Consider the following 20119-nt stretch of genomic DNA (forward strand, 5'->3'; position numbering starts at 1 on the left):
GGCAGGGTCAAGGTTGCACAAACCTTGACCCTGTTGGCGTGATTCGGGGTTCTCCTCATGGTCGTGGTCATGCTGCGGCTCCGCCTTGGCTGCGAACGCGGGGCACGAAAAGCGCGAATCCCAGCGCACAGACAATCAACAGCCCAATCATGGCGACGACGCCGTTCCATGCAAAGCGACTCCAGAAAATCCCGCCGAGCGCGCCCATGACACTCGAACCAATGTAATAGAACAGCAGGTACAGGGACGACGCCTGTGCCTTGCTGTGCGTTGCCCGCCGGCCGACCCAGCCGCTGGCGATGGAGTGTCCACCGAAAAAGCCGAAGGTGAACACCGCGATGCCTACGATTTTCACGGCCAGTTCGGGCACCAAGGTGACGAGAAGCCCGCACAGCATCACGGCAATGCTGGTCACCAGCATGTTTGCGCGTCCGTGGCGGTCGGCCAGCCGGCCCATCCAGGTGGAACTGAGCGTGCCCATGAGGTACACGATGAAAATCCACCCGACCGCGGATTGGCTCAAGTTGTAGGGAGGGCCCATCAGCAGGTAGCCGATGTAGTTGTATAATGTGACAAATCCACCCATCAAGGTGAAGCCAATCACATAGAGGCAGAGGAGGCCTGGATTGCGCAGCTGCGACCACAGTGCCTGCAGCAGGGAGCCCAGGCGTTGTGGGCTGGGCTGAAAATGCGTCGGCAGGGGCAGGCTCACCCAGAACCAGATGGCGCAGAGCAAGCTGATGACCCCGATGACCGCCAGCGCCACATGCCAGGAGAAGGCGTCTGAGAGCATACCCACTGCGATGCGGCCCACCATGCCGCCGACCGTTGTGCCGCTGATGTACATGCCCATCACCACGCCGAGGCTTTGCGGGGCAAATTCCTCACTCACGTAGGCCATGGCGATGGCGGGGAGCCCGGCCAGCACAATGCCCTGGAGGGTTCGCAGCGCCAGGAGCACCCCAAAGTTCGGGCTGAACGCCAAGAGAATGGCGAGCACCGAAGACAGGACGAGCGACCATTTCATCAGCCGCTTGCGGCCAATGGACTCGGACAAACCGGCCGCGATGACCATCGCGATGGACAAGGTGGCTGTCGTAACAGACAGGGACAAACTGGCCGTCGCGGGTGCGACATGAAAGTGACGGGACAGCGTCGGCATCAGCGGCTGCGTGCTGTACAGGATGGCGAATGTCGTAAATCCGCCCGCAAACAGGGCGGACATGGCCCGAAAAAAGGCAGGATTACCGCGTTCAATGTACGATGAAGTCTGGTTGGTCATACCTTCACCGTACTACCACCGTGCGCAGGCGTCAAATCTAGGCTGTTGGCGGCGCGCCCGTATCCGGGACGTACACCACCTTTTGGGCAGGCAGTTCCACTCCGTGGTCGAGAAAGGCTTGATGAATGCGCTGCTGGGCTTCGCGAACCACCCCAAATTGGGTATACGGGGCACACTCGGCGGTTGCGCGAAGCGTGAAGCCCGTGTCGGTCACGGCCTGAATTCCGAGGCTCGCGATGGGGCCGACGATATTGGGGTTTTCGCGCTTGAGTTGTTCCATGATGCGTTGCATGATGTCAATCGCCTGCGACGTATTCGCCGTTTTCCCAACGTCCACATCGACAACGGCAATGGAATTTTCTTTTGAATAATTTGTGACCTGTATGATTTGCCCGTTGGGGATGAAGACCAGCTCGCCGGTCCAGACTTTGATGACAGTGATGCGCACGCCGATGGTACGAACCTGCCCGGAAATGCCAGTGGTGCTGCCGACGCTGCCGTTGATCAGCACATAATCTCCGACGCCGTACTGGTCTTCAAACAGGATGAAGAGACCATTAAAAATATCCTTGAGCAGGTTTTGGGCGCCAAACGCGATGGCGATACCGGCAACCCCTGCACCAGCCAGCAAGGCCTCAATGTGGACGCCGAAAATCGGGAGAATGGTGAGCACCAGAATAAAATAAACCGTGTACCGCGCTACATTTTGAAAGAGCGCCGCGAGCGTGTTCCGGCGTCGTTCGTCGATGCGGGTCCGAATTTGAAGCAGTCGGTTGCACAGGCGATAGAGCACTCGGATGATGATTTGTGCCGCAACGAACAGCAGGATGATTTTGACGGCGTCCCATGCTGCATGCTCCAGTCCCGTTACATTTTGGTTTACGTAATGCACGAGGTGTTTCCAAAGGGCGTTCATCACAACCACCGTTTCTCAAAGTAAGCTGCATCCAATGCCTCATTCAGCCTGTCCACATTTCTGCGGCGCCAGTCGCTTTGCATCGTCGGCTTCATGATAACACAGCGGTTTGCATGTATGCGGGCACGTCAAACAGTGCCAGGAGTTCCGGGGCCGGCTGCCGTTTGGCGCCATTGCAGCTGATGAACCGCGGAACGTGAAACGCGGTGATGGCTGCGGACGCGTACGTGACTCGTGTGAATTCGTTGTAGTGATTGGAAATCAGCACGGGAATCCCGTGCTCGGCCAATGTTCTGGCAAGCTGGGCCAGTCGCTGCTGCTGCTCCAGACCGAAGCCCGAAGCGTGGTAGCTGGTGAAGTTCGCGGTGTTGGAGAGCGGTACATAGGGCGGGTCACAGTACACCACATCCCCTGGGCGAGCCTGCAGCATCACAGTTTCGAAGTCTTCACAGCGCAAATCCGCGAATTGTGCTTTGCGGTGAAAGGCCAGCATTTCTTCCAGGGGGAAGTAAGGATTTCGATAGCGGCCGAAGGGAACGTTAAACCGGCCGTCCTTGTTGTACCGGCACAGACCGTTATACCCGTGCCGATTGAGGTAGACAAAGAGAACCGCTTTGCGGAACGAATCTGACGTGGAATTGAACTCCTCCCGATACGCGTAGTAGACTTCCGCGACATTGTGTTCGGGCTTGAACAAGGACTGGCATGCTTGGATGTACACCCTGCCATACTGTTTCAGGGTTTGGTACACATTCATGAGGTCCGCGTTGGCGTCGTTGAGGACGTACTGCGGAAAAGTTGTGTTGAGAAATACAGCCGCCGATCCGGCGAACGGCTCGATGAGCCGTTGTCCGCGCGGCAGCAATTGCTGGATTCTATGAAGGATCCGGTATTTGTTGCCTGCCCATTTCAGGAATGGCTTCATGAAGTTTATCTCCACCGTCCTCATCGGTCGTCCAAAAGGTCATCCAGAGGTGGTCCGAAAACGGCCACGCAAACCGCAGGAATACTGTGAAGGCCGCAGCCTGTTCCCATTGTAAACCAGCCGAACCAGATAGACTATGGGAAAAGGAGAAGGAACCTGTCGAAGGACCTCGAATTCCTCTGCATGACACACTTCCAGCATCGACTTCATGTGTGGTTGTCGGGGTACCCCCGGGAATCTTATTTGTTCATTGTCGCAAGCTTGTTGAACGCGGTCGGGAGCGCTTTGCTGTGGCCGCTCATTACGATTTATGTACATAATGTCCTGCATCGGTCGTACGGCGAGGCGGGCTTTGTGCTGTTCTGTCAATCCTTGGCCAGCGTGGTCGGCCAATTCATCGGAGGCGCCTTGTTTCACCGCCTTGGCGCCAAACGGCTGATTGTGGGCTCATTGCTGCTGAATGGCTTTGCCCAGCTCAGTTTGATTGTCGCAAAGACCTGGGACCCCTACATTGCGATGATGGTGGCGAACGGCCTCTTAAATGCGCTTACCATGCCTGCCGTCAACGCGTTTGTCGGCTTTCGCTGGCGTGAGCAGCGGTACCGACTCTTCAACGCCATTTACGTGTTCAACAACATCGGCGTCGCGATTGGCACGTCGCTGGCGGGACTGCTGGCCGCGCTTTCGTTCAATTTGACGTTTTTCTTTGACGGGATGACCACCATCGGTTTCGGTGTGTTCTTTTATGTCTACCTTCGTCACATCGGGTTTGAGGAAGCAGACACGCTGCAGGTCGATGTGGGGATGCAAACGGGCGACGCGGGCATTGGCATGTTACTGCGGGACTATCGCCTGTATTTGTTCATTGCGCTTGGCAGCATGATGCTCTCCATCGCGACGTCGACGTGGAGCTCGGGTGTCGCACCGTATCTGAATCAACTGGGCCGGTCTCCCGCGGCGTTCAGTTTTCTGTGGACGGCGAACGGCATCGTGATTCTCATTGGACAGCCCTTCATTTCGCTGCTCAACCGCTTCATCACCAAATCGCTGTACGCGCGTTTGATTTCGAGCGGCATTTTCTACACGCTCGGCTTTACCTTTCTCTGGCTCTTCCATGGCAGCTATGTATTGATGATTGTCAGCATGGTGATCAGCACTTTTGGAGAAATGCACATCGCGCCAACGTCGCCTGCGCTCATCACGCAAACGACGGGGCGGTCCGCGCCGTTCTACCTGGGCGTCGTTGGCGGTGTGGGCAATGTTGGCCGTCTGGTCGGCCCCTTGATGTTCGGCAACATCTTCGATTTCTTTGGCGTGGTGCCGATTCTGGTCATCGCGTCCGCCGCGTCACTGGTGTCGACGGTCTCCTTTTGCGTGCATCGGTTTCTGCGGCCGCGCTCCGTTCCAATGCGTTCTGACACGAGCGCGATGTAACGAAGGAGCCGTCTGCCGACCCGGCCGCGTGCCCCGGCTGCAAGGTCACGGGGCAGGCGCCGCGGTGGATTTTCCCGTGCGGAAGACGGTCCCGCGCGCGGTCGCGATGAGCTTTCCGGTGTCGCTGGTGATGTTGATCGTGTAAAGCCCCGTGCTGCGGGTGAGGTTGTCCTCGACGGCGGTTGCCGTCAGCAGGCTGCCGATGGGCGCCGGACGACAGAATGTGATGGTGACGTCGAGTGCGACAGCCGCGACGCCGTGCGAATTACTGGCAATGGCCAGCGCCGTATCCGCCAGCGTAAACACCGCCCCGCCGTGCGGCGTTCCGTGCACGTTCGCCATATCCTCGCGCAGCCGCATCTGTACGGTGGCTTGTCCTTCGGCCACGCGGACGACTTCAATCCCAAGCAGCTTGGAAAACGGGTCGAATCCGGTTACTTCCTCCGGTGAGACGGCTGGGGTCTGGTCTGCCATGGATGTCCCTCCTCAATGACCTGCTCGCTGTCAGGCGTGCTGCAAGCTGTCAATCCATTGGTCCACGGTGACTACGTGCGCCTGACGGGGGAAGACCTTTTCGATGAGGACGCGGTGAACGTCGGGATCCATATCAAGACACGCGTCGGAGAGCACGGTCAATGCATAGTCTTTGTCCGCCGCTTCGCGCACGGTCGACAAAACCACGCCGCTGGTCGCAATGCCGCTCAAAATCAGGGTGTCAATTTGCTGCGCGCGGAGAATCGTTTCCAGTGTGCTGCCGGCAAAGGCGCTGACGCGGTACTTGGTGACGATGGGTTCAGAGGGGCGGCGCCCGAATGCTTCGTGGATTTGTGTGCTCGCATCGGTGATGGTCATGCCGCCAGATTCTAGCACGCTGGCAAAGGATTTGTTGCGCGGACTCACTTCAGGGTATCCTTCGCGAAATCCCACGCGAACAAAAATCACCGGAATGTTGTGCTGCCGAGCGGCTTCGACCGCGTTGAGAAACGGCGCTAAGACGGTTTGGGTGCCGCCGAATCTCGAGACAATGCCGTTTTGCAGGTCCATCACTAAGAGCGCTGCCTTCATGTGTACACTCCCTTTTCTTCGTGGCATCCGTACACTCTCTGTCACTATAAACGGAGACTTCTCCACTTGTCAATCGACACGCCCTTCGAGATACCAGATCCAATGCCGATGGGAATGAGTCCGCAAGCGCATGGGCCAGAATAGACCAAGGGGCGAAAACAGCAAACCGCGTGCCAGTGATTGGCAGTCGAGTTTTGCGAAAGGGTGTGTTGATCGTGCGTTGGTTCCCTTCCGTGGTGATGCTTGCGAGCGCTTGTGCGGGGTTATGGATTGGCGAACCCGTCCAGCAAGCAGCCGAGGCGCCTATTCGAGTGATGTTCATTGGCGGGTCGGCAGCACATGGCTGGAAGGCGGTCCACAACCAGAGTTACTTGAAGCGTGCTTTTCAGGAGACCTCCGAAAAGATGGGCCAGCCCGTGCAGATTTTCGACCATACGATTCCTGGCGAAACCGTTCCTGGGTTGTCCCTCAAGACGTATGAACACTGGTTGAAGACAGAGCGGCCGGACATCGTGGTCCTGTCCTGGGGACTGCTCAACGACGTCCACCAGCGGACGCCGCTGTCCACCTTTGATGCGGCGATCCGCGGTGAGATTGAGCAGGCACTGCAGGCGCACGCGGTCGTGTTGATGGTCACTCCGCCGGTCACGAAGGCGTCCACCGCTTCCGCCTGGCCACTGGAGTCCGCCTACATGGCGGACGAGATGCGTGCCGCTGCCAGCTTTCACAGCCCAAACCTCTACCAATTTGATTTGTTCCAGCAGATGAAAGAGGCACTGCAGGCCGCTGGACAGACCGTCGAGCCCTACGCCGCGGACGGGGCGCATCCGAACACGGCCGGGCACGCGCTGGCCGGCCGCCTGCTGGCGAATGACTTCCTGCAGCGGTTCGGTTCAAGCTTTCCAACCTTTCAGGCGGAACGTTCGCGGCAAACCTGAGGACAAGCCGCACTTGACGGCGTTCTTGACGGCGTGATAGCCTGATTTCAAATATCTTGACGGATAGACATAGCCCGTGGAATTCATGAGGTGTCGATCGTTGGGTTCAGACTGGAAGCCCGCCGTACCTGTTGTTAAGGTGCGGCTTTTTTGTTTGGAGGTGAACGATGAACGCTGTCTTGCATGTCATTAGTGATCGAAAGCGGCATCATCTGCCGCTGTGTGAGGCGCTTGTGGAGGCGGCGGCAGGCGGGGCAGATGTCATTCAAGTCCGCGAGAAGAAAGCGCCGGCCGCGGAGACCTATGATTTGGTGCTGAAACTTCAAGCAGCATTTGCGGCGCGGTGTCTCACCGCCGACATCTTTGTCAACGACCGAACAGACATCGCGATTTCGGCTGATTTGAACGGGGTTCACCTGGCGGCCAAGTCTTTGCCGATTGCTGCTGTACATAAGCTCCGGGCGAAAACCGGGTGGCATGGGAAGATTGGCTGCTCCGTTCACAGGGTCGAGGAAGCCGTGCAGGCCGAAGCGGCGGGTGCAGACTACGTCACGTTCGGCCACATCTTCGCGAGCGCATCCCATCCGGGGCTGCCGCCGCAGGGCCTGCGTGCACTAGAGCGCGTCGTCGAGGCGGTGTCCATCCCTGTCATCGCGATCGGCGGCATCAGTGCGCAAAACGTTGGCGATGTGCTGGCCACCGGGTGCAGCGGGATCGCGGTGATTGGCGCCGTGCTGGAGGCGGAACACCCGCAGCTGGCTGCCCGTGCACTGAAACGGGCCATGGAGGCGGCGAATCCTTCACCGAAGGTGCCGTTTCACAGCCCCCTGGCCGGCCGCATGTAGGTGCCTGAAGTTTTCTGGAGGAGGGTTTGGCTTGGCGCATTCGTTTGATGTCATTGTCGTCGGCGGCGGCGTGATTGGCAGCACGATTGCATGGGAACTGGCAAAGACGGGTCGCAACGTGCTCTTGCTGGAGCGAAATCACATCGGCGCGGAAGCCTCCAGCGCTGCCGCGGGGATGCTGGGGGCGCAGCTGGAAGTCAATCAACCCGGTGCCTTCTCCCAACTCTGTCTGGAAAGCCGAGCGCGCTATCCGGCGTTTGTGGATGAGTTGTATGAAGAAACAGGCATCGACCCGCAATTGACGCACAACGGAATTGTTCAACTGGCGTACTCGGAAGATGAAGTTGAGGCGCTGCAAGCGAAAATGCGTTGGCAAGTCGAATCTGGCGCACGCGCCATTTGGCTGAGCGGCGCAGAAGCTGCGGCCGAGGAGCCGGGCATCTCCGAGTGTCTCGGTGCGCTGCTGCTGCCGGACGACAGCAACGTCAATGCGCCGTTGCTGATGCAGGCATTGGCGCGAGCGGTCAAACGGCGGGCGGTGGTTGAGGAGGGCGCCGAGGTCTTTGCGATCCAGCATTGCGCCAGCGGCGGCTACGAGGTGTCCACGCAAGGCGGTCGCGCTTTCGCACCCGTTGTCGTCGCAGCGAATGGGGCGTGGGCCAGCCGGCTGCTGGGCTCGCTCGGGATGTCCGTCGAAGTCCAGCCCGTGAAAGGGCAGCTCCTGTCGATTCGGCCGCGCCGTGCCCGCGCACTGGTGCGCACCTTGTTCAGTCGGCACGCTTACCTCGTTCCGAAGCGGGACGGGACGATTGTGGTCGGTGCGACGGAAGACCGCGCTGCCGGGTTCAACCGCGACGTCACGATTGACGCCATCGCTGCGCTCTTGGCCCATGTGCAGCGCATCGTGCCGGTCCTTCGCGATGCGGGTTTTGAACAAAGCTGGGTCGGACTGCGCCCCGGGTCGTCTGACGGCCTGCCTTGGATTGGCGAAGTTCCGGACCATCCCGGGCTTTATGCGGCGGTGGGCCACTTCCGCAATGGCATGCTGCTTGCGCCGGTGACGGGCGCCATGCTGGTACATGCGGTTGAGCATGTGCCATGGCCGTCCCATTGGGAGGTCTTTCGCGCCCGTCGCCGGACTTCGGAGCGAGGTGAATCCGCACATGAACATTTGGGTCAACGGTAAGGAGCGAACCGTATCGGAACACATCACGGTGGCAGAGCTCATCACGGAACTGGAGTTGACGCACGAACGCATCGCGGTGGAGCACAACCGTACGATTCTCAGCAGAACCGAGTTTTCGACGGTCACGCTGCAGGACGGCGACGTATTGGAAATCGTCCGCTTTGTGGGCGGGGGTTGACAAGGCATACGAAAACGGAGGGACGGATTCGATGGATGCATTGACAATTGCGGGCCGCACCTTTCGCTCCCGACTCATGGTCGGGACAGGGAAGTATCGTACGTTTGCACAAATGCGTGACGCGCTTGCGGCGTCCGGGGCCGAAATCGTGACGGTCGCCGTCCGCAGAGTGAATTTGGAAGCGCGCGAAGAGTCGCTGCTCGCCTATATTGACACTGACAAGTATTTTCTGCTGCCCAACACGGCTGGCTGCCAAACCGCCGAGGAAGCGGTGCGGACGGCGCGACTGGCGCGCGCCGCAGGATTTTCCAATTGGGTGAAGCTGGAGGTCATTCCTGCAGACGGCACCTTGCTGCCCGACCCGATTGCGACGGTTGAAGCCGCGGAAGCGTTGGTCAAGGAAGGGTTTGTCGTTTTACCGTATACGACGGATGACCACACCGTGGCGCGGCGCCTGCTGGATGTCGGCTGCGCAACCGTGATGCCGTACGGGTCAGCCATTGGAACGGGCCAGGGGCTGCCCAATCCGGAGCGCCTCCAGCGCATCATCGAGGTCGTGGGCGGTCGTGTCCCAGTCGTGATCGACGCGGGAATAGGGGCGCCCTCTGATGCGGCCCTGGCCATGGAACTTGGCGCGGACGCTGTGCTGGTGAATACGGCGATCGCACAAGCGGTCGACCCGGTCAAGATGGCGCGGGCTATGTCGCTGGGGGTCGAGGCTGGCAGGCTGGCTTATCTGGCCGGGCGCATTCCGCGGACGGCAACCGCCTCGCCGAGCAGCCCGGAAACGGGATTGGTTGGCAGCCAGGGTTGACGCAAGCATTGACGAACGGGTCAGATGGGCAGCAGCAGCTGTCCGGTTGCTGGCTGTGCACCAGGGCCGCCGGACGGTGTGCGCTGGTCAGTTTGATGTTGGTCGGTTTGGGACTGGTCGGCACGGCCGTCGTGCGGATGCGATAGTCCGTGCCGCTCCATACGCGCCCCAATTTTGCGCATCAAGGGTTCGACGTAGGACGCGGGCGGATAGGCGTTTCGATACAGCCTTCGATAGTGCGGCAGTAATTTCTCGTCATACGCTGCGAGGGTTTTGAAGAACCACGGTTGAATCGCGGCTTCCAGGCGCAGCACGGAAGCCATGACAAACTGTGCGCCAGCTTGACGGGCGGCGTCGAACACGGCGTCGATTTCACGCGAGCTGTCGGTGATGTACGGCAAAATGGGGGCGAAGAAAATGCCGGCGTGCAGTCCGGCCGATGTCAGCGCTGCGACCGCTTCCAGCCGCCGGTGGGGCGCGGGAGATGCGGGTTCCATCTGCCGCCAGATGTTCCGATTGACCGTGTTCACGCTGAGATTCACCGACCGAACGTCCATCTCCCGCAGAATATCAAGGTCGCGCAGGATGAGCGGCGAGCGCGTGGTGATGGTGACTGGCACGCGGTAGCGGGCCAGCACTTGCAAACACGCGCGCGTTACCTGCTGGCGCGCCTCCACGGGCTGATACGGGTCTGTGGCTGTTCCAATCGCAACAGGACCGAGGGACGCCGCCATCCACTCCAGATTCCAGTCATGCTTTTTGGCCAGTTGACGCAGTTGCTTATCCAGCGCCTGTGCGGCATTCCCCTTCACAAAAATTTGCCGCTGAAAAGAATCGTCGGCCTCCAGCCCAAAGTAGGTATGTGTGCTGCGGGCGTAGCAGAAGCTGCAGCCGTGCGCACAGCCCCGATACGGGTTGATGGACCATTGAAAGGGCATGGTCTTCGCCGTGACCCGATTCATCACTTGCTGGGCGGCCACGGATGTGAACGTCGGCGCTGGCATCTCTCATCGACCTCCTCACGACACATGCGAACATATGTTCTGGTGTGACCATATCACGTTCTGCACCCGTGTGCAAGCACCAGATGGACAGGAGAGTGCGCGTTCTGGCGGTTGTCGAAGGGCGCGTGACGGCGGGTTGATTAACGATTGGATTTTCGGTATATTTAAATTTCGCGCAAGCAGACGGGAGGTCGGGACGCATGTTGAATCACGAGGTGGAGACAGGGACTGTGCCTGCGTCGGTACCGGACGAGACGAGGCCTGACCCCGTGGTGGAAGAGCGGGATCGACTACAACAGGTTCTGACCAGCATCACGCGGCAGCTTGAGAAACTGCAATCGATATCGACCCAGTTCGACGGTGACGACGATGTGGAAGCCCAGACGGCGGACGAGGTCGCAGCGCAGGCCGTAGAGCGGCTGCGTGCCGAGCAGGTGCAGATGATGACCCGGGCAAGGCATGAGCCGTACTTTGGCCGGCTCGACTTTGAAGCGGCGGACGAGAACGCGCCGACACCCCTGTACATCGGCAAATTCGGACTGGAGGACGACGCGACCGGCGACCGGCTGGTCATTGATTGGCGTGCGCCCGTCGCAAGCATGTTCTACTCGTTCACGGGGCAGGGGGACACAGCGGCGTACGAGTCGCCCGACGGCACCATTGAAGGGCGGGTGTATTTGAAGCGGAACATCGCGATCCGCAACAGTGTGTTGCAGCGGGTGGTCGACAGCTATGTTCGCGGCCAGGCAAACTTGCCGGTCACGGACGAGTTCCTGCTCTACCGCTTGACAGAGCACAAGGACAACCGCCTGCGGGACATCGTTTCAACCATTCAGGCCGAGCAGGACCGCATCATCCGCGCGGAACGGAATCTGGCGATCGTGATTCAGGGGGTTGCCGGGAGCGGAAAAACGACGGTCGCCCTGCACCGACTGGCCTACCTCTTATATCAATACAAGGAAAAACTCCGCGCGGAGCGGATGATTATCTTCGCGCCGAACGCCATGTTCCTCGATTACATTTCGGAGGTGCTGCCGGAACTCGGAGTCGGGGGGATTCGGCAGACCACGTTTGCCGCCTGGGCGATGGAGCCCTTGGGCGACACGGTCAAACTGCGGAATGCAAAGCGGCGGTTGGAGCGCTGGTTTGGCATCGTGGAGGACGAAGCAGTGGCACGCGAACGTGCCATCGCGCAGCGCAAGGGGTCGCTTGCGTTCGCGGCCGTGCTGGACGCGCACGTCCGGGCGTGTGAGGAGAATCTGGTGCCTTCCCAGGACTTTGTGCCCTGGGAAGGGGCTGTGCTGAAGGAAACGGTCATCCGCAGCTGGTACACGGCGGAGTACCGCCATTTGCCGCTGGCACAGCGGAAGGCGCGGGTGCTTGCCCGTGTCAAGCGGTGGTACGAGATGGAGCTGAAGAACCAAGTGTCTGGCCAGGCGGCGTCCGCACTGCGCAAGACCGCCAGTCAGCGGTATCGCAGCTATGCGGCGAAGTGGGGCGACCCGTCTGCGCTGGCCTTGTACCAGGCGGTCCTGGCCGACGAAGGTATGGAGATGCCGACGGAGGACGCGGCAGGGCACGGGGGCAATCGGCGCAAGGCCGCCGCTTCGCGCACGGGGACGCGCAGCCGCGGACATTCGCGCCCCTTGGTCGAGACGGAAGACCTCGCCGCGCTGCTCTACCTGCACGTGAAACTGCACGGCATTGACGCGGAGAACCGGTTCGATCACGTCGTGATCGACGAAGCCCAGGACTTCTCGCCGCTGCAAATCGAGGTGCTGAAGGCGCACTGTCCGACCGGGTCGTTCACTATTCTGGGCGATCTCGCCCAGTCCATTCATACCTACCAGGGCATTTCGAGCTGGGATTCGTTTCTCGAACTGTTTCCAAAAGACGCTTCCCGCTACTTCCAACTGGATGTGAGTTATCGGTCGACGACCGAGATCATCGAATTTGCGAACCGGATTATCACCCGGTTCCCGGGGTTCATCCCCGCAAGGCCTGTCTTTCGCAGCGGCGACCCGGTTCGCGTCGACGAAATCGCGGCGGACGACCGCTTTTGCGCGGCGGCTCAGGCGGTGGCAGAGCTGCAGCAGCAGGGCGCGAATACGGTGGCGGTTCTCTGCCGGACAGAAGCGGACTGTGAACCGTATTACCGGGCATTGGCGGATGCCGGGATCGACGCACAGCAGATTGATGCCAGCCGCCAGCAGTATCACGGCGGTGTGTCGGTGCTGCCGGTGTATCTGGCCAAGGGGCTCGAGTTTGACGCGGTGGTCATCGTGGATGCGGATGCGCTGCACTACCGGGAAACAGCTTCTGATGCGCGATTGCTGTATGTCGGCTGCACGCGTGCGCTGCACCACTTATGGGTTCAGTACAGCGGCAAGCCATCCCCGCTGCTGTGATTGGAGATTGGTCGTGGACTAGAGTAATATCGAAAGTAGGCTGCCCAACCCAAACGTGATTGTGGGCAGAAACGGGGGTTGATTGCATGGAACCAATTCGTCGAGAAGCGGTCGATGAGGCCATTTCGCGATTTGTCAATCAAGATGTGTATCTGCACTTGGAGACCACCAACGGCGCATATGCGGCGCTGCGGTCAGAAGCCAGCATGGCTGTGTGCGCGTACATCCGCAATGGACGGGTGAAGTTCCACCGCGGGTCCATCGCTGGAGACGGCCCTTACCGGGTTGGACTGAAGATGGACACGGGGTGGATTTACGCGGAAGGGCTGACGGATTACGAAGTGGACGAGGAAGGGCGGCTCTTGTTGGCCGGACACGATGGCGACGGGCGCATTGCGGTGGCGCTGCAGCTGAGCTTGACGCCATTCCCCATGTAACACGGCGGCCTGGGAACCGCTAAAGAGCGCGCACAAGCGCGAAGGAACGCAATGGAACGCAAAGGAGCGATACCGATGTTACCAAAGCAGCGACATGTGCTTGCGGTGTTTCCACACCCCGACGATGAAACCTTCGGCAAGGCGGGGACGGTGGCCATGTATACAAAAGCCGGAACCCCGGTCACGCTCATTTGCGGCACCCTCGGACAGATGGGGCGCAACATGGGCAAGCCGTTTTTTGCAACGCGGGAAAAACTGCCCATGATTCGCAAGAAGGAACTCGAAGATGCATGCGAAATTCTTGGCATCAAGGACCTTCGACTGCTGGGGCTGCGCGATAAGACGGTGGAATTTGAGGACCCGGAAGTGCTCGCAGACCGCATCGGCGAGGTGATCGCGGAGGTGCGTCCGTCGATGATCCTGACGTACTACCCGAAGCACGGGGTGCACCCCGACCATGATGCGCTGTCGGCGGCGACCGTTCGTGCCGTGGCCAGGCTGCCGGAAGACGAGCGGCCGGAGATTTGGGGCTCGGCGGTCACCAAGAACGCAAGGGCGGTACTCGGTGAGCCGGACATTGTGATCGACGTGCGGGAAGTCATGGATATCAAGCTTGCCGCCATGCGCGCGCACCGCTCCCAGTCCGAGGCGATGATGAAGAACATGGAAGCGGAAGCGGCGAGCAGCGAGGCAGCCAAAAAAGCCATCGAGGAACGCTTGGGAACGGAAGTGTACTGGATTTACCGCGGGTAATTTGCCGCGCGTCATTTCGTTCGCCGCGCAAGCACGCCGCGAACCCGGGTGGAGGGCCGGGCGCCGCGGCAGCGCGCGGGATGGGAACCCCGTCCGTGCCCGGTCGCCGGGTGGGCGATGGTGGACGGGGCGTGAAGGCTCAGGCGTTTTTGTCTGCTTTCGTGTTCTCGACGCGCTGTGTTTCTCCGGGGATGCGCTCTTCATGCTCTTCCCGGGGGAGTGTCTTGTTGGCATCATTGTGAACGGGTTTCTTTTCGCGAGGCATCCAATCTCCACCTTTCTTCAAAACGATTCGGTCTCAGTCTTATAGGTCACAGGACAGAAGGTGAAACCGTGCAAACCTTTCTTCTTATCGGCGGCATTTTTGCGTTTTTGTCGGTGGCGCTTGGCGCGTTTGGCGCCCATGCGCTGCGGACGCGTGTGGCACCGGAGAAGCTGACAGTGTTTCAGACCGGCGTTCAGTACCAGATGTATCATGCCCTTGCGCTGATCGCGGTCGGGCTGTATCAAGCCTGGAAAGGGACGGCCCTCCTGGTCTGCTGGGCTGGATGGCTGTTTGTCATCGGAACGGTGTTGTTTTCCGGGAGCCTGTACATCTTAACGGGCAGCCGGGGACGCGCCATTGGCGCCGTCACACCGCTTGGCGGGCTGGCGTTTCTCGCAGGCTGGGTGTTGTTTGTGGTCCAGGCTGTCCGATAAGCTTGCCACGTAACCGAGACCTGCCAAGGCTCCCCTGGCAGGTCTCGTGAGCTCCACGCTGGCACCGATTGCGCTGACGTGCCGCCTTCACGCGCCGGGATGTGATCGCACCGCGATGTCACCGTGTCTGGTCGATCTCGTCCTTGATTTCGGCGCGGAACCCTTCAATGGCTTCTTCGCGGCGTATGTTTTTTGCTTCAATGTCCTGGCGGTCTTCCGCCCGCATTTCATCCCCGTGTGCTTTCACGAAATCCTCCGCTTCCCGCAGATTCGCCATCGTGTCTTGAATCATTTGCTGTAGTTTTTCGACATTATCGGATCGATCGTCAGGATTCGCCAATCGAATCGCTCCTTTCAAACGCATCTGGGTCTCGACTCCAGCCTGCGCAGATTGACCTGCTTTCATGCACGCGGTGCGTTGCATGGCGCCCATGCAATTCGGGCAGGCTAGCACATGATTTGATGCCAACGGGAGGTGCATGTGGAATGACGTCGAGACGCAAGTCAATTGGACGCGGCGATGAAGCGTCAGGACCGGTGTTGAGTGCACAAGCCACTGCCAGTATGGCGCGTGGGCAGCGGATTTCTGAGATGCAGCAGCATCGGCATGGCACACCTCAAATCGGCAAGTATTCACGTCGGATTGGCGGAGAATATGGCGCATCGGTTTCCAACCTGCAGTAGAGGGTGGACGTATGGCATCAGGTCAACGGCAAAGGCAAGGACTCCTTCGGGAGCCTTGCCTTTTGCATGGTCATGCAGGATCCCAGACCTGGGCGCCTTTCCTTACCATACAGCGGGCGGGGCGCGTAGGCTATCGCATCCTCACCCGAAAAGGAGGCGTTCCCATGCGCACAGAAATCTGGGCACACCGAGGGTTTTCCGCGGTTTACCCAGAGAATACCGTGATGAGTTTTCAACAGGCGATTGCGCTCGGCGTCGATGGAATCGAACTGGATGTGCATTTGACAAAGGACGGTGCGCTGGTCGTGATCCACGATGAAACGGTCGACCGCACGACAGATGGCACGGGGCCCGTGGGACGGATGACGCTGGCGGAAGTGAAGCGGCTGCACGTCCTCGGCCCGCAAGGACAGCAGGTCCCCGGCGCACGTGTGCCCACCTTAGAAGAGGTACTGGACGTTGTTGCATCGGCGCCTTTGCGCGTATCCGTGAATATCGAACTCAAGTCCGGCGTCGTTTTGTATCCGGATCTGGAAATTCGCACGTGGCAGTGTGTCCAGCAGTTCGGGCTGCAGTGCCGGACGGTGTTCTCCTCGTTCAATCACTACAGTTTGTTGGCTTTGAAACGCCAGTGCAACGACGCGAACATTGGGCTTTTGTACATGGAAGGGCTCGTCGACCCCTGGCTGTACGCCCGCTATCTCCATGCGGGCGCCCTGCATCCGTACCACCTGGCTGTCAACGAGCATATCGTTGCGGGGGCACACCGGGACCACCTGCGGGTCCACGTGTTCACGGTGAACGATCCGGCGGAAATTCGCAAGCTCGCAGCGTGGGGGGTCGACGCCGTGATCACCGACCGGCCGGACGCGGCGCTGCAGGCGCTGAGTTGAATCGATGTCACGCCGGAACATACCTTTGCCAGAGACTGGACAACCTATCCCAAACAGGGTTCGTTTGGGGGAGTTCTGGTGCAGAAACGGAAATCAATCGTTGGATCTGGAACGCTGCTGTCCATCACGCTGTTTTCGATCACGCTCCTTGCGGGCTGCACGCCCGCCGCGATGAGTGCCGAGCCGTCGCAGCATGCGACGGACGCCGGTGTGGCGGCGTCTTTGCCGCAGTCCATTGCTGGACCTCCGGTGACGCTCAACGTGCCGCGACGGATTCACAACATTCCCCTGATGCGGGCGGTTCGGCAGAACCAATCCATCCGGATTTATTCGAATGCGCACTGGCATGGCAAGGTCATCACGGTTTACTATGTCCCGGCACAGAATGTGCTGCATGACGGAAACCATTACGACCTGCGCAGTGCCGTCAACGTGCAGAAGATTGGACAAACCACCGTCCGCAGCGACGGGACCTGGCAGTTGACCTGGCACATTGGAAACACCAAGGTCCCCTTGCATAAGGGCTGGTTTTTCCTGGCGAAGAGTGACATCGACGAAATCAGCCTGATTCATGTCAATACCTTCAACTAACAGGACGCGCTTAACAGGACGCGCTGTCGAAGCGGATGCACTGTTCGAAGTAGCCGCGCGTGTCGTGCGAACGCAAAAAGCCTGCTGAACCCGTGGATTCAGCAGGCTTTTCAATAGACCGGAACCGCGTCGTGCGCTCCGTGTCTTTCGGTTACGCGCGGGCGAGTTCCTCCTGGAGGAAGCTCCGGAGAACCGTCTGCAGGATACCGCCGTTGCGGTAGTACTCAATCTCGATGTTGCTGTCGAGGCGAACCGTGGTCTGTACTTCAATGCGGCTGCCGTCTTCGCGCACGAAGGTCACTTTCAGGTCCTGACCCGGCACAAGTTCACCATCGAGGCCTTCAATCTGAATGACTTCCCGCCCGGTCAGGCCAAGGGACTGCCAGGAGTCGCCGTTCTTGAACTGCAGCGGCAGCACGCCCATGCCGACCAGGTTGCTGCGGTGGATGCGTTCGAAGCTCTCCGCAATCACCGCACGAATGCCGAGCAGGTTCGTGCCCTTCGCCGCCCAGTCGCGCGAGCTGCCTGTACCGTATTCCTTACCGGCGATGACGACCAGCGGAACGCCCGCCTCCTGGTACTTCATCGCGGCGTCGTAAATCGGCATCACTTCGTCGGTCGGCAGGTACTTGGTCACGCCGCCCTCGGTGCCAGGTGCAACCTGGTTCCGGATGCGGATGTTTGCGAAGGTGCCGCGCATCATGACTTCGTGGTTGCCGCGCCGTGAGCCGTACGAGTTGAAGTCAAACGGCTTGACGCCGTGCTCGGTCAGGTACTTGCCAGCCGGGCTGTTGATGGCGATGTTGCCAGCCGGCGAGATGTGGTCCGTGGTGACCGAGTCGCCGAGCAGTGCCAGCACGCGTCCGTTCTTGATATCGGACGCCGGCGGCAGTTCGGAAGTCAGACCCACGAAGAACGGCGGCTCCTGGATATAGGTTGACGCCTTATCCCAATCGTACAGTTCGCCCTCCGGCGTCGCGAGCTGGTTCCAACGCTCGTTGCTGGAGAAGACGTGCTCGTACTCCGCACGGAACATCTCCGGGCTGATGACGGACTGAATCGTCTGCTCGATCTCGATGGAGCTCGGCCAGATGTCCTTCAGGTACACCGGCTGACCGTTCTTGTCCGTACCCAGCGGTTCTGTGGTCAGGTCGATGTCCACCGTGCCCGCCAGCGCGTAGGCAATCACCAGCGGCGGCGAGGCCAGGTAGTTGGCACGGACCAGGGCGTGAATCCGGCCTTCAAAGTTGCGGTTTCCGGACAGCACGGCGGATACCAGGAGGTCGTTTTCCTTAATGGGTTCGCTCACTTCATCCGGCAGCGGACCGCTGTTGCCGATACAGGTGGTGCAGCCGTACCCGACGATGTCGAAACCAAGCGCCGCCAGCGGCTCAATCAGGCCAGCCCGTTCAAGGTAGTCCTTGACCACTTTCGATCCCGGTGCCAGGCTCGTCTTCACGTATTTCGGCGTGACCAGGCCGCGTTCGACCGCCTTCTTTGCGAGCAGGCCGGCGCCCAGCATGACCGATGGGTTCGATGTATTGGTGCAGCTCGTGATGGCAGCGATGGCGACAGCACCGGTCTTCATGACCGAGGTGGAGCCGTCCTTATGCTGAATCACAACTTCTTTCTTGACTTCTTCGTCCGTCAGGCCAAAGCCGGCCTTGTCGAGCGGCTTGGTCAGCGCTTCTTCGAAGTTCTTCTTCATGTCGGTGAGCGCGATGCGGTCCTGCGGCCGTTTCGGACCCGCCATCGTCGGCTGGACGGTTGCCAGGTCGAGTTCAATGGTGTCCGTGAACACCGGGTCCGGGGTGTCGTCCGTACGGAACAAGCCTTCTGCCTTGGTGTAGGCTTCCACCAACGCCACGAGTTCCTCGTCGCGCCCCGTGCTGCGCAGGTAGTTCAACGTTTCAGCGTCCACCGGGAAGAAGCCCATGGTTGCGCCGTATTCTGGCGCCATGTTGGCGACGGTCGCCCGGTCTGCCAGGCTGATGTTGGTCAAACCTGGGCCGTAGAACTCGACGAACTTGCCAACGACGCCCTTCTTCCGGAGCATGTTCGTGACCGTCAGGGCCAGGTCGGTGGCGGTCGCGCCTTCCGGCAAGCTGCCTGTCAGTTTGAAGCCAATGACTTCCGGCAGCAATTGATACAAGGGCTGTCCGAGCATGCAAGCTTCGGCTTCGATACCGCCGACACCCCAGCCGAGGACGCCGATGCCGTTGATCATCGTCGTGTGCGAATCGGTTCCGACCAAGGAGTCCGGGAATACGACAACCTCGTCGCCAACCTGCTTGCTCTGCACGACCTTCGCCAGGTACTCGAGGTTGACCTGGTGAACAATCCCCGTCCCGGGCGGCACGACACGGAAGTTGTCGAACGACTTTTGCGCCCAGCGGAGGAATTTGTAGCGCTCTTCGTTGCGCTCGAATTCACGGCTGATGTTGAACTCCAGCGCTTCCGGCGAACCAAACGCGTCGACCTGCACGGAGTGGTCAATGACGAGGTCGACTGGAATCAGCGGGTTGATTCGCTTCGGATCGCCGCCCAGTCGATGCATGGCAGAACGGAGTGCGGCCAAGTCGACCACAGCCGGAACGCCGGTGAAGTCCTGCAGCAGAATGCGGGCCGGCTTGAACGGAACGTCGTCCTTCTGCGGTGCGGCGGCATTCCAGTTCGCCAATGCACGAACGTGATCGACCCCAATCGCCTTGTTATCAATTTGGCGAAGGACGGCTTCCAACAGGATTTTGATAGAGAAAGGAAGTTTGGAGACTGGGCCAACGCCTTTCTCCTCGAGCGCGGACAGGCGGAAGTACGTATACTTGCGACCGCCCACGGAGAGTTGGTCGCGCGCTCCAAATGGATCGTGGTACACCATAGTCAAATCCCCACTCTCTGTGTGATTTTGCAGCGGTGGTCCGAGACCTTCCAATGAACAGCCAACGGCGCTCTCTGGCGCCGCAGCGAGGTCTTTGCCCCGCCCCGCTCGGACACGCTCTCACAGCGGATGCTGTCAGGTCTGTTACTCATTTTCGCAGCGTTGCGAGTGTTTGTCGATTTGAGATCG

21 protein-coding genes are annotated in these 20119 nt (G+C 59.9%); 13 read left to right on the forward strand and 8 right to left on the reverse strand.

The window, feature by feature from the left end; genetic code table 11:
• Nucleotides 1–67: 67 nt before the first annotated feature.
• From JI721_RS09645 to JI721_RS09655, 3 genes are all read right to left on the reverse strand, one after another.
• Nucleotides 68–1282, reverse strand: coding sequence for an MFS transporter (locus JI721_RS09645; protein WP_274454669.1), 1215 nt, complete (start codon nt 1280–1282; stop codon nt 68–70).
• Nucleotides 1283–1319: 37 nt separating this feature from the next.
• Nucleotides 1320–2174, reverse strand: coding sequence for a mechanosensitive ion channel family protein (locus tag JI721_RS09650; protein WP_274454670.1), 855 nt, complete (start codon nt 2172–2174; stop codon nt 1320–1322).
• Nucleotides 2175–2289: 115 nt separating this feature from the next.
• Nucleotides 2290–3123 carry a Dam family site-specific DNA-(adenine-N6)-methyltransferase gene (locus JI721_RS09655; protein ID WP_274454671.1) on the reverse strand — a complete coding sequence of 278 codons (834 nt, stop codon included), beginning with the start codon at nt 3121–3123 and terminating at the stop codon, nt 2290–2292.
• A gap of 243 nt (nt 3124–3366) precedes the next feature.
• On the opposite strand from JI721_RS09655, the gene JI721_RS09660 reads away from it, so the two are divergent.
• Nucleotides 3367–4557, forward strand: a complete 1191-nt coding sequence (locus JI721_RS09660; RefSeq protein ID WP_274454672.1) for an MFS transporter — start codon at nt 3367–3369, stop codon at nt 4555–4557.
• Nucleotides 4558–4602: 45 nt separating this feature from the next.
• Here JI721_RS09660 and paaI read toward each other — a convergent pair whose 3' ends face one another.
• Both paaI and JI721_RS09670 read right to left on the reverse strand, forming a co-directional pair.
• Entirely contained in the window at nt 4603–5031 is a 429-nt protein-coding gene (gene paaI, locus JI721_RS09665; RefSeq protein WP_274454673.1) for a hydroxyphenylacetyl-CoA thioesterase PaaI, read from the reverse strand.
• A gap of 30 nt (nt 5032–5061) precedes the next feature.
• Complete coding sequence (locus JI721_RS09670; protein ID WP_274454674.1) at nt 5062–5622, reverse strand: cysteine hydrolase family protein; 561 nt, start codon at nt 5620–5622, stop codon at nt 5062–5064.
• 215 nt (nt 5623–5837) lie between these two features.
• Here JI721_RS09670 and JI721_RS09675 point away from each other — a divergent pair, with 215 nt between their 5' ends.
• From JI721_RS09675 to JI721_RS09695, 5 genes are all read left to right on the forward strand, one after another.
• Nucleotides 5838–6560 (forward strand): SGNH/GDSL hydrolase family protein, encoded by a 723-nt coding sequence (locus JI721_RS09675; RefSeq protein WP_274454675.1) that lies wholly within the window; start codon nt 5838–5840, stop codon nt 6558–6560.
• Between the two features lie 167 nt (nt 6561–6727).
• Complete coding sequence (locus JI721_RS09680) at nt 6728–7405, forward strand: thiamine phosphate synthase (protein WP_274454676.1); 678 nt, start codon at nt 6728–6730, stop codon at nt 7403–7405.
• Between the two features lie 31 nt (nt 7406–7436).
• Entirely contained in the window at nt 7437–8591 is a 1155-nt protein-coding gene (thiO, locus tag JI721_RS09685) for a glycine oxidase ThiO (protein ID WP_274454677.1), read from the forward strand.
• Nucleotides 8569–8769 carry a sulfur carrier protein ThiS gene (gene thiS / locus JI721_RS09690; RefSeq protein WP_274454678.1) on the forward strand — a complete coding sequence of 67 codons (201 nt, stop codon included), beginning with the start codon at nt 8569–8571 and terminating at the stop codon, nt 8767–8769. Before thiO ends, thiS begins: the two co-directional genes overlap by 23 nt.
• 31 nt (nt 8770–8800) lie before the next feature.
• On the forward strand, nt 8801–9583 hold the full coding sequence (locus JI721_RS09695) for a thiazole synthase (protein ID WP_274454679.1): 783 nt from the start codon (nt 8801–8803) through the stop codon (nt 9581–9583).
• 20 nt (nt 9584–9603) lie between these two features.
• On the opposite strand, the gene JI721_RS09700 is transcribed toward JI721_RS09695, so the two are convergent.
• Nucleotides 9604–10587, reverse strand: coding sequence for an SPL family radical SAM protein (locus tag JI721_RS09700; RefSeq protein ID WP_274454680.1), 984 nt, complete (start codon nt 10585–10587; stop codon nt 9604–9606).
• A 200-nt stretch (nt 10588–10787) separates the two neighbouring features.
• Here JI721_RS09700 and JI721_RS09705 point away from each other — a divergent pair, with 200 nt between their 5' ends.
• The 4 genes from JI721_RS09705 to JI721_RS09720 all read left to right on the forward strand — a co-directional run bounded on the left by JI721_RS09705 (nt 10788) and on the right by JI721_RS09720 (nt 14884).
• Nucleotides 10788–12995 carry a HelD family protein gene (locus JI721_RS09705; protein WP_274454681.1) on the forward strand — a complete coding sequence of 736 codons (2208 nt, stop codon included), beginning with the start codon at nt 10788–10790 and terminating at the stop codon, nt 12993–12995.
• 86 nt (nt 12996–13081) lie between these two features.
• The gene (locus JI721_RS09710; RefSeq protein WP_274454682.1) at nt 13082–13432 is read left to right on the forward strand and encodes a YojF family protein; all 351 of its coding nucleotides are present in this window, start codon (nt 13082–13084) and stop codon (nt 13430–13432) included.
• Between the two features lie 75 nt (nt 13433–13507).
• Nucleotides 13508–14185 carry a bacillithiol biosynthesis deacetylase BshB2 gene (gene bshB2, locus JI721_RS09715; RefSeq protein WP_274454683.1) on the forward strand — a complete coding sequence of 226 codons (678 nt, stop codon included), beginning with the start codon at nt 13508–13510 and terminating at the stop codon, nt 14183–14185.
• A gap of 333 nt (nt 14186–14518) precedes the next feature.
• Nucleotides 14519–14884: a DUF423 domain-containing protein gene (locus JI721_RS09720; protein WP_274454685.1), complete on the forward strand. Its 366-nt coding sequence runs from the start codon at nt 14519–14521 to the stop codon at nt 14882–14884.
• Between the two features lie 118 nt (nt 14885–15002).
• On the opposite strand, the gene tlp is transcribed toward JI721_RS09720, so the two are convergent.
• Entirely contained in the window at nt 15003–15224 is a 222-nt protein-coding gene (gene tlp, locus JI721_RS09725) for a small acid-soluble spore protein Tlp (protein ID WP_274457783.1), read from the reverse strand.
• Nucleotides 15225–15370: 146 nt separating this feature from the next.
• Here tlp and JI721_RS09730 point away from each other — a divergent pair, with 146 nt between their 5' ends.
• The 3 genes from JI721_RS09730 (at nt 15371) to JI721_RS09740 (ending at nt 17052) form a co-directional block, all read left to right on the forward strand.
• Nucleotides 15371–15568 carry a hypothetical protein gene (locus tag JI721_RS09730; RefSeq protein ID WP_274454686.1) on the forward strand — a complete coding sequence of 66 codons (198 nt, stop codon included), beginning with the start codon at nt 15371–15373 and terminating at the stop codon, nt 15566–15568.
• A gap of 164 nt (nt 15569–15732) precedes the next feature.
• Complete coding sequence (locus tag JI721_RS09735; protein WP_274454687.1) at nt 15733–16461, forward strand: glycerophosphodiester phosphodiesterase; 729 nt, start codon at nt 15733–15735, stop codon at nt 16459–16461.
• A 78-nt stretch (nt 16462–16539) separates the two neighbouring features.
• Nucleotides 16540–17052, forward strand: coding sequence for a hypothetical protein (locus JI721_RS09740; protein WP_274454688.1), 513 nt, complete (start codon nt 16540–16542; stop codon nt 17050–17052).
• Between the two features lie 151 nt (nt 17053–17203).
• Here the strand turns inward: JI721_RS09740 and acnA are convergent, their stop codons facing one another.
• A complete protein-coding gene (gene acnA, locus JI721_RS09745) occupies nt 17204–19930 on the reverse strand; it encodes an aconitate hydratase AcnA (RefSeq protein ID WP_274454689.1) in 2727 nt (908 codons plus the stop codon).
• Nucleotides 19931–20119 lie beyond the last annotated feature (189 nt).

The sequence above is a fragment of the Alicyclobacillus cycloheptanicus genome (genome assembly GCF_028751525.1).
GTDB classification, from domain to species: domain Bacteria; phylum Bacillota; class Bacilli; order Alicyclobacillales; family Alicyclobacillaceae; genus Alicyclobacillus_L; species Alicyclobacillus_L cycloheptanicus.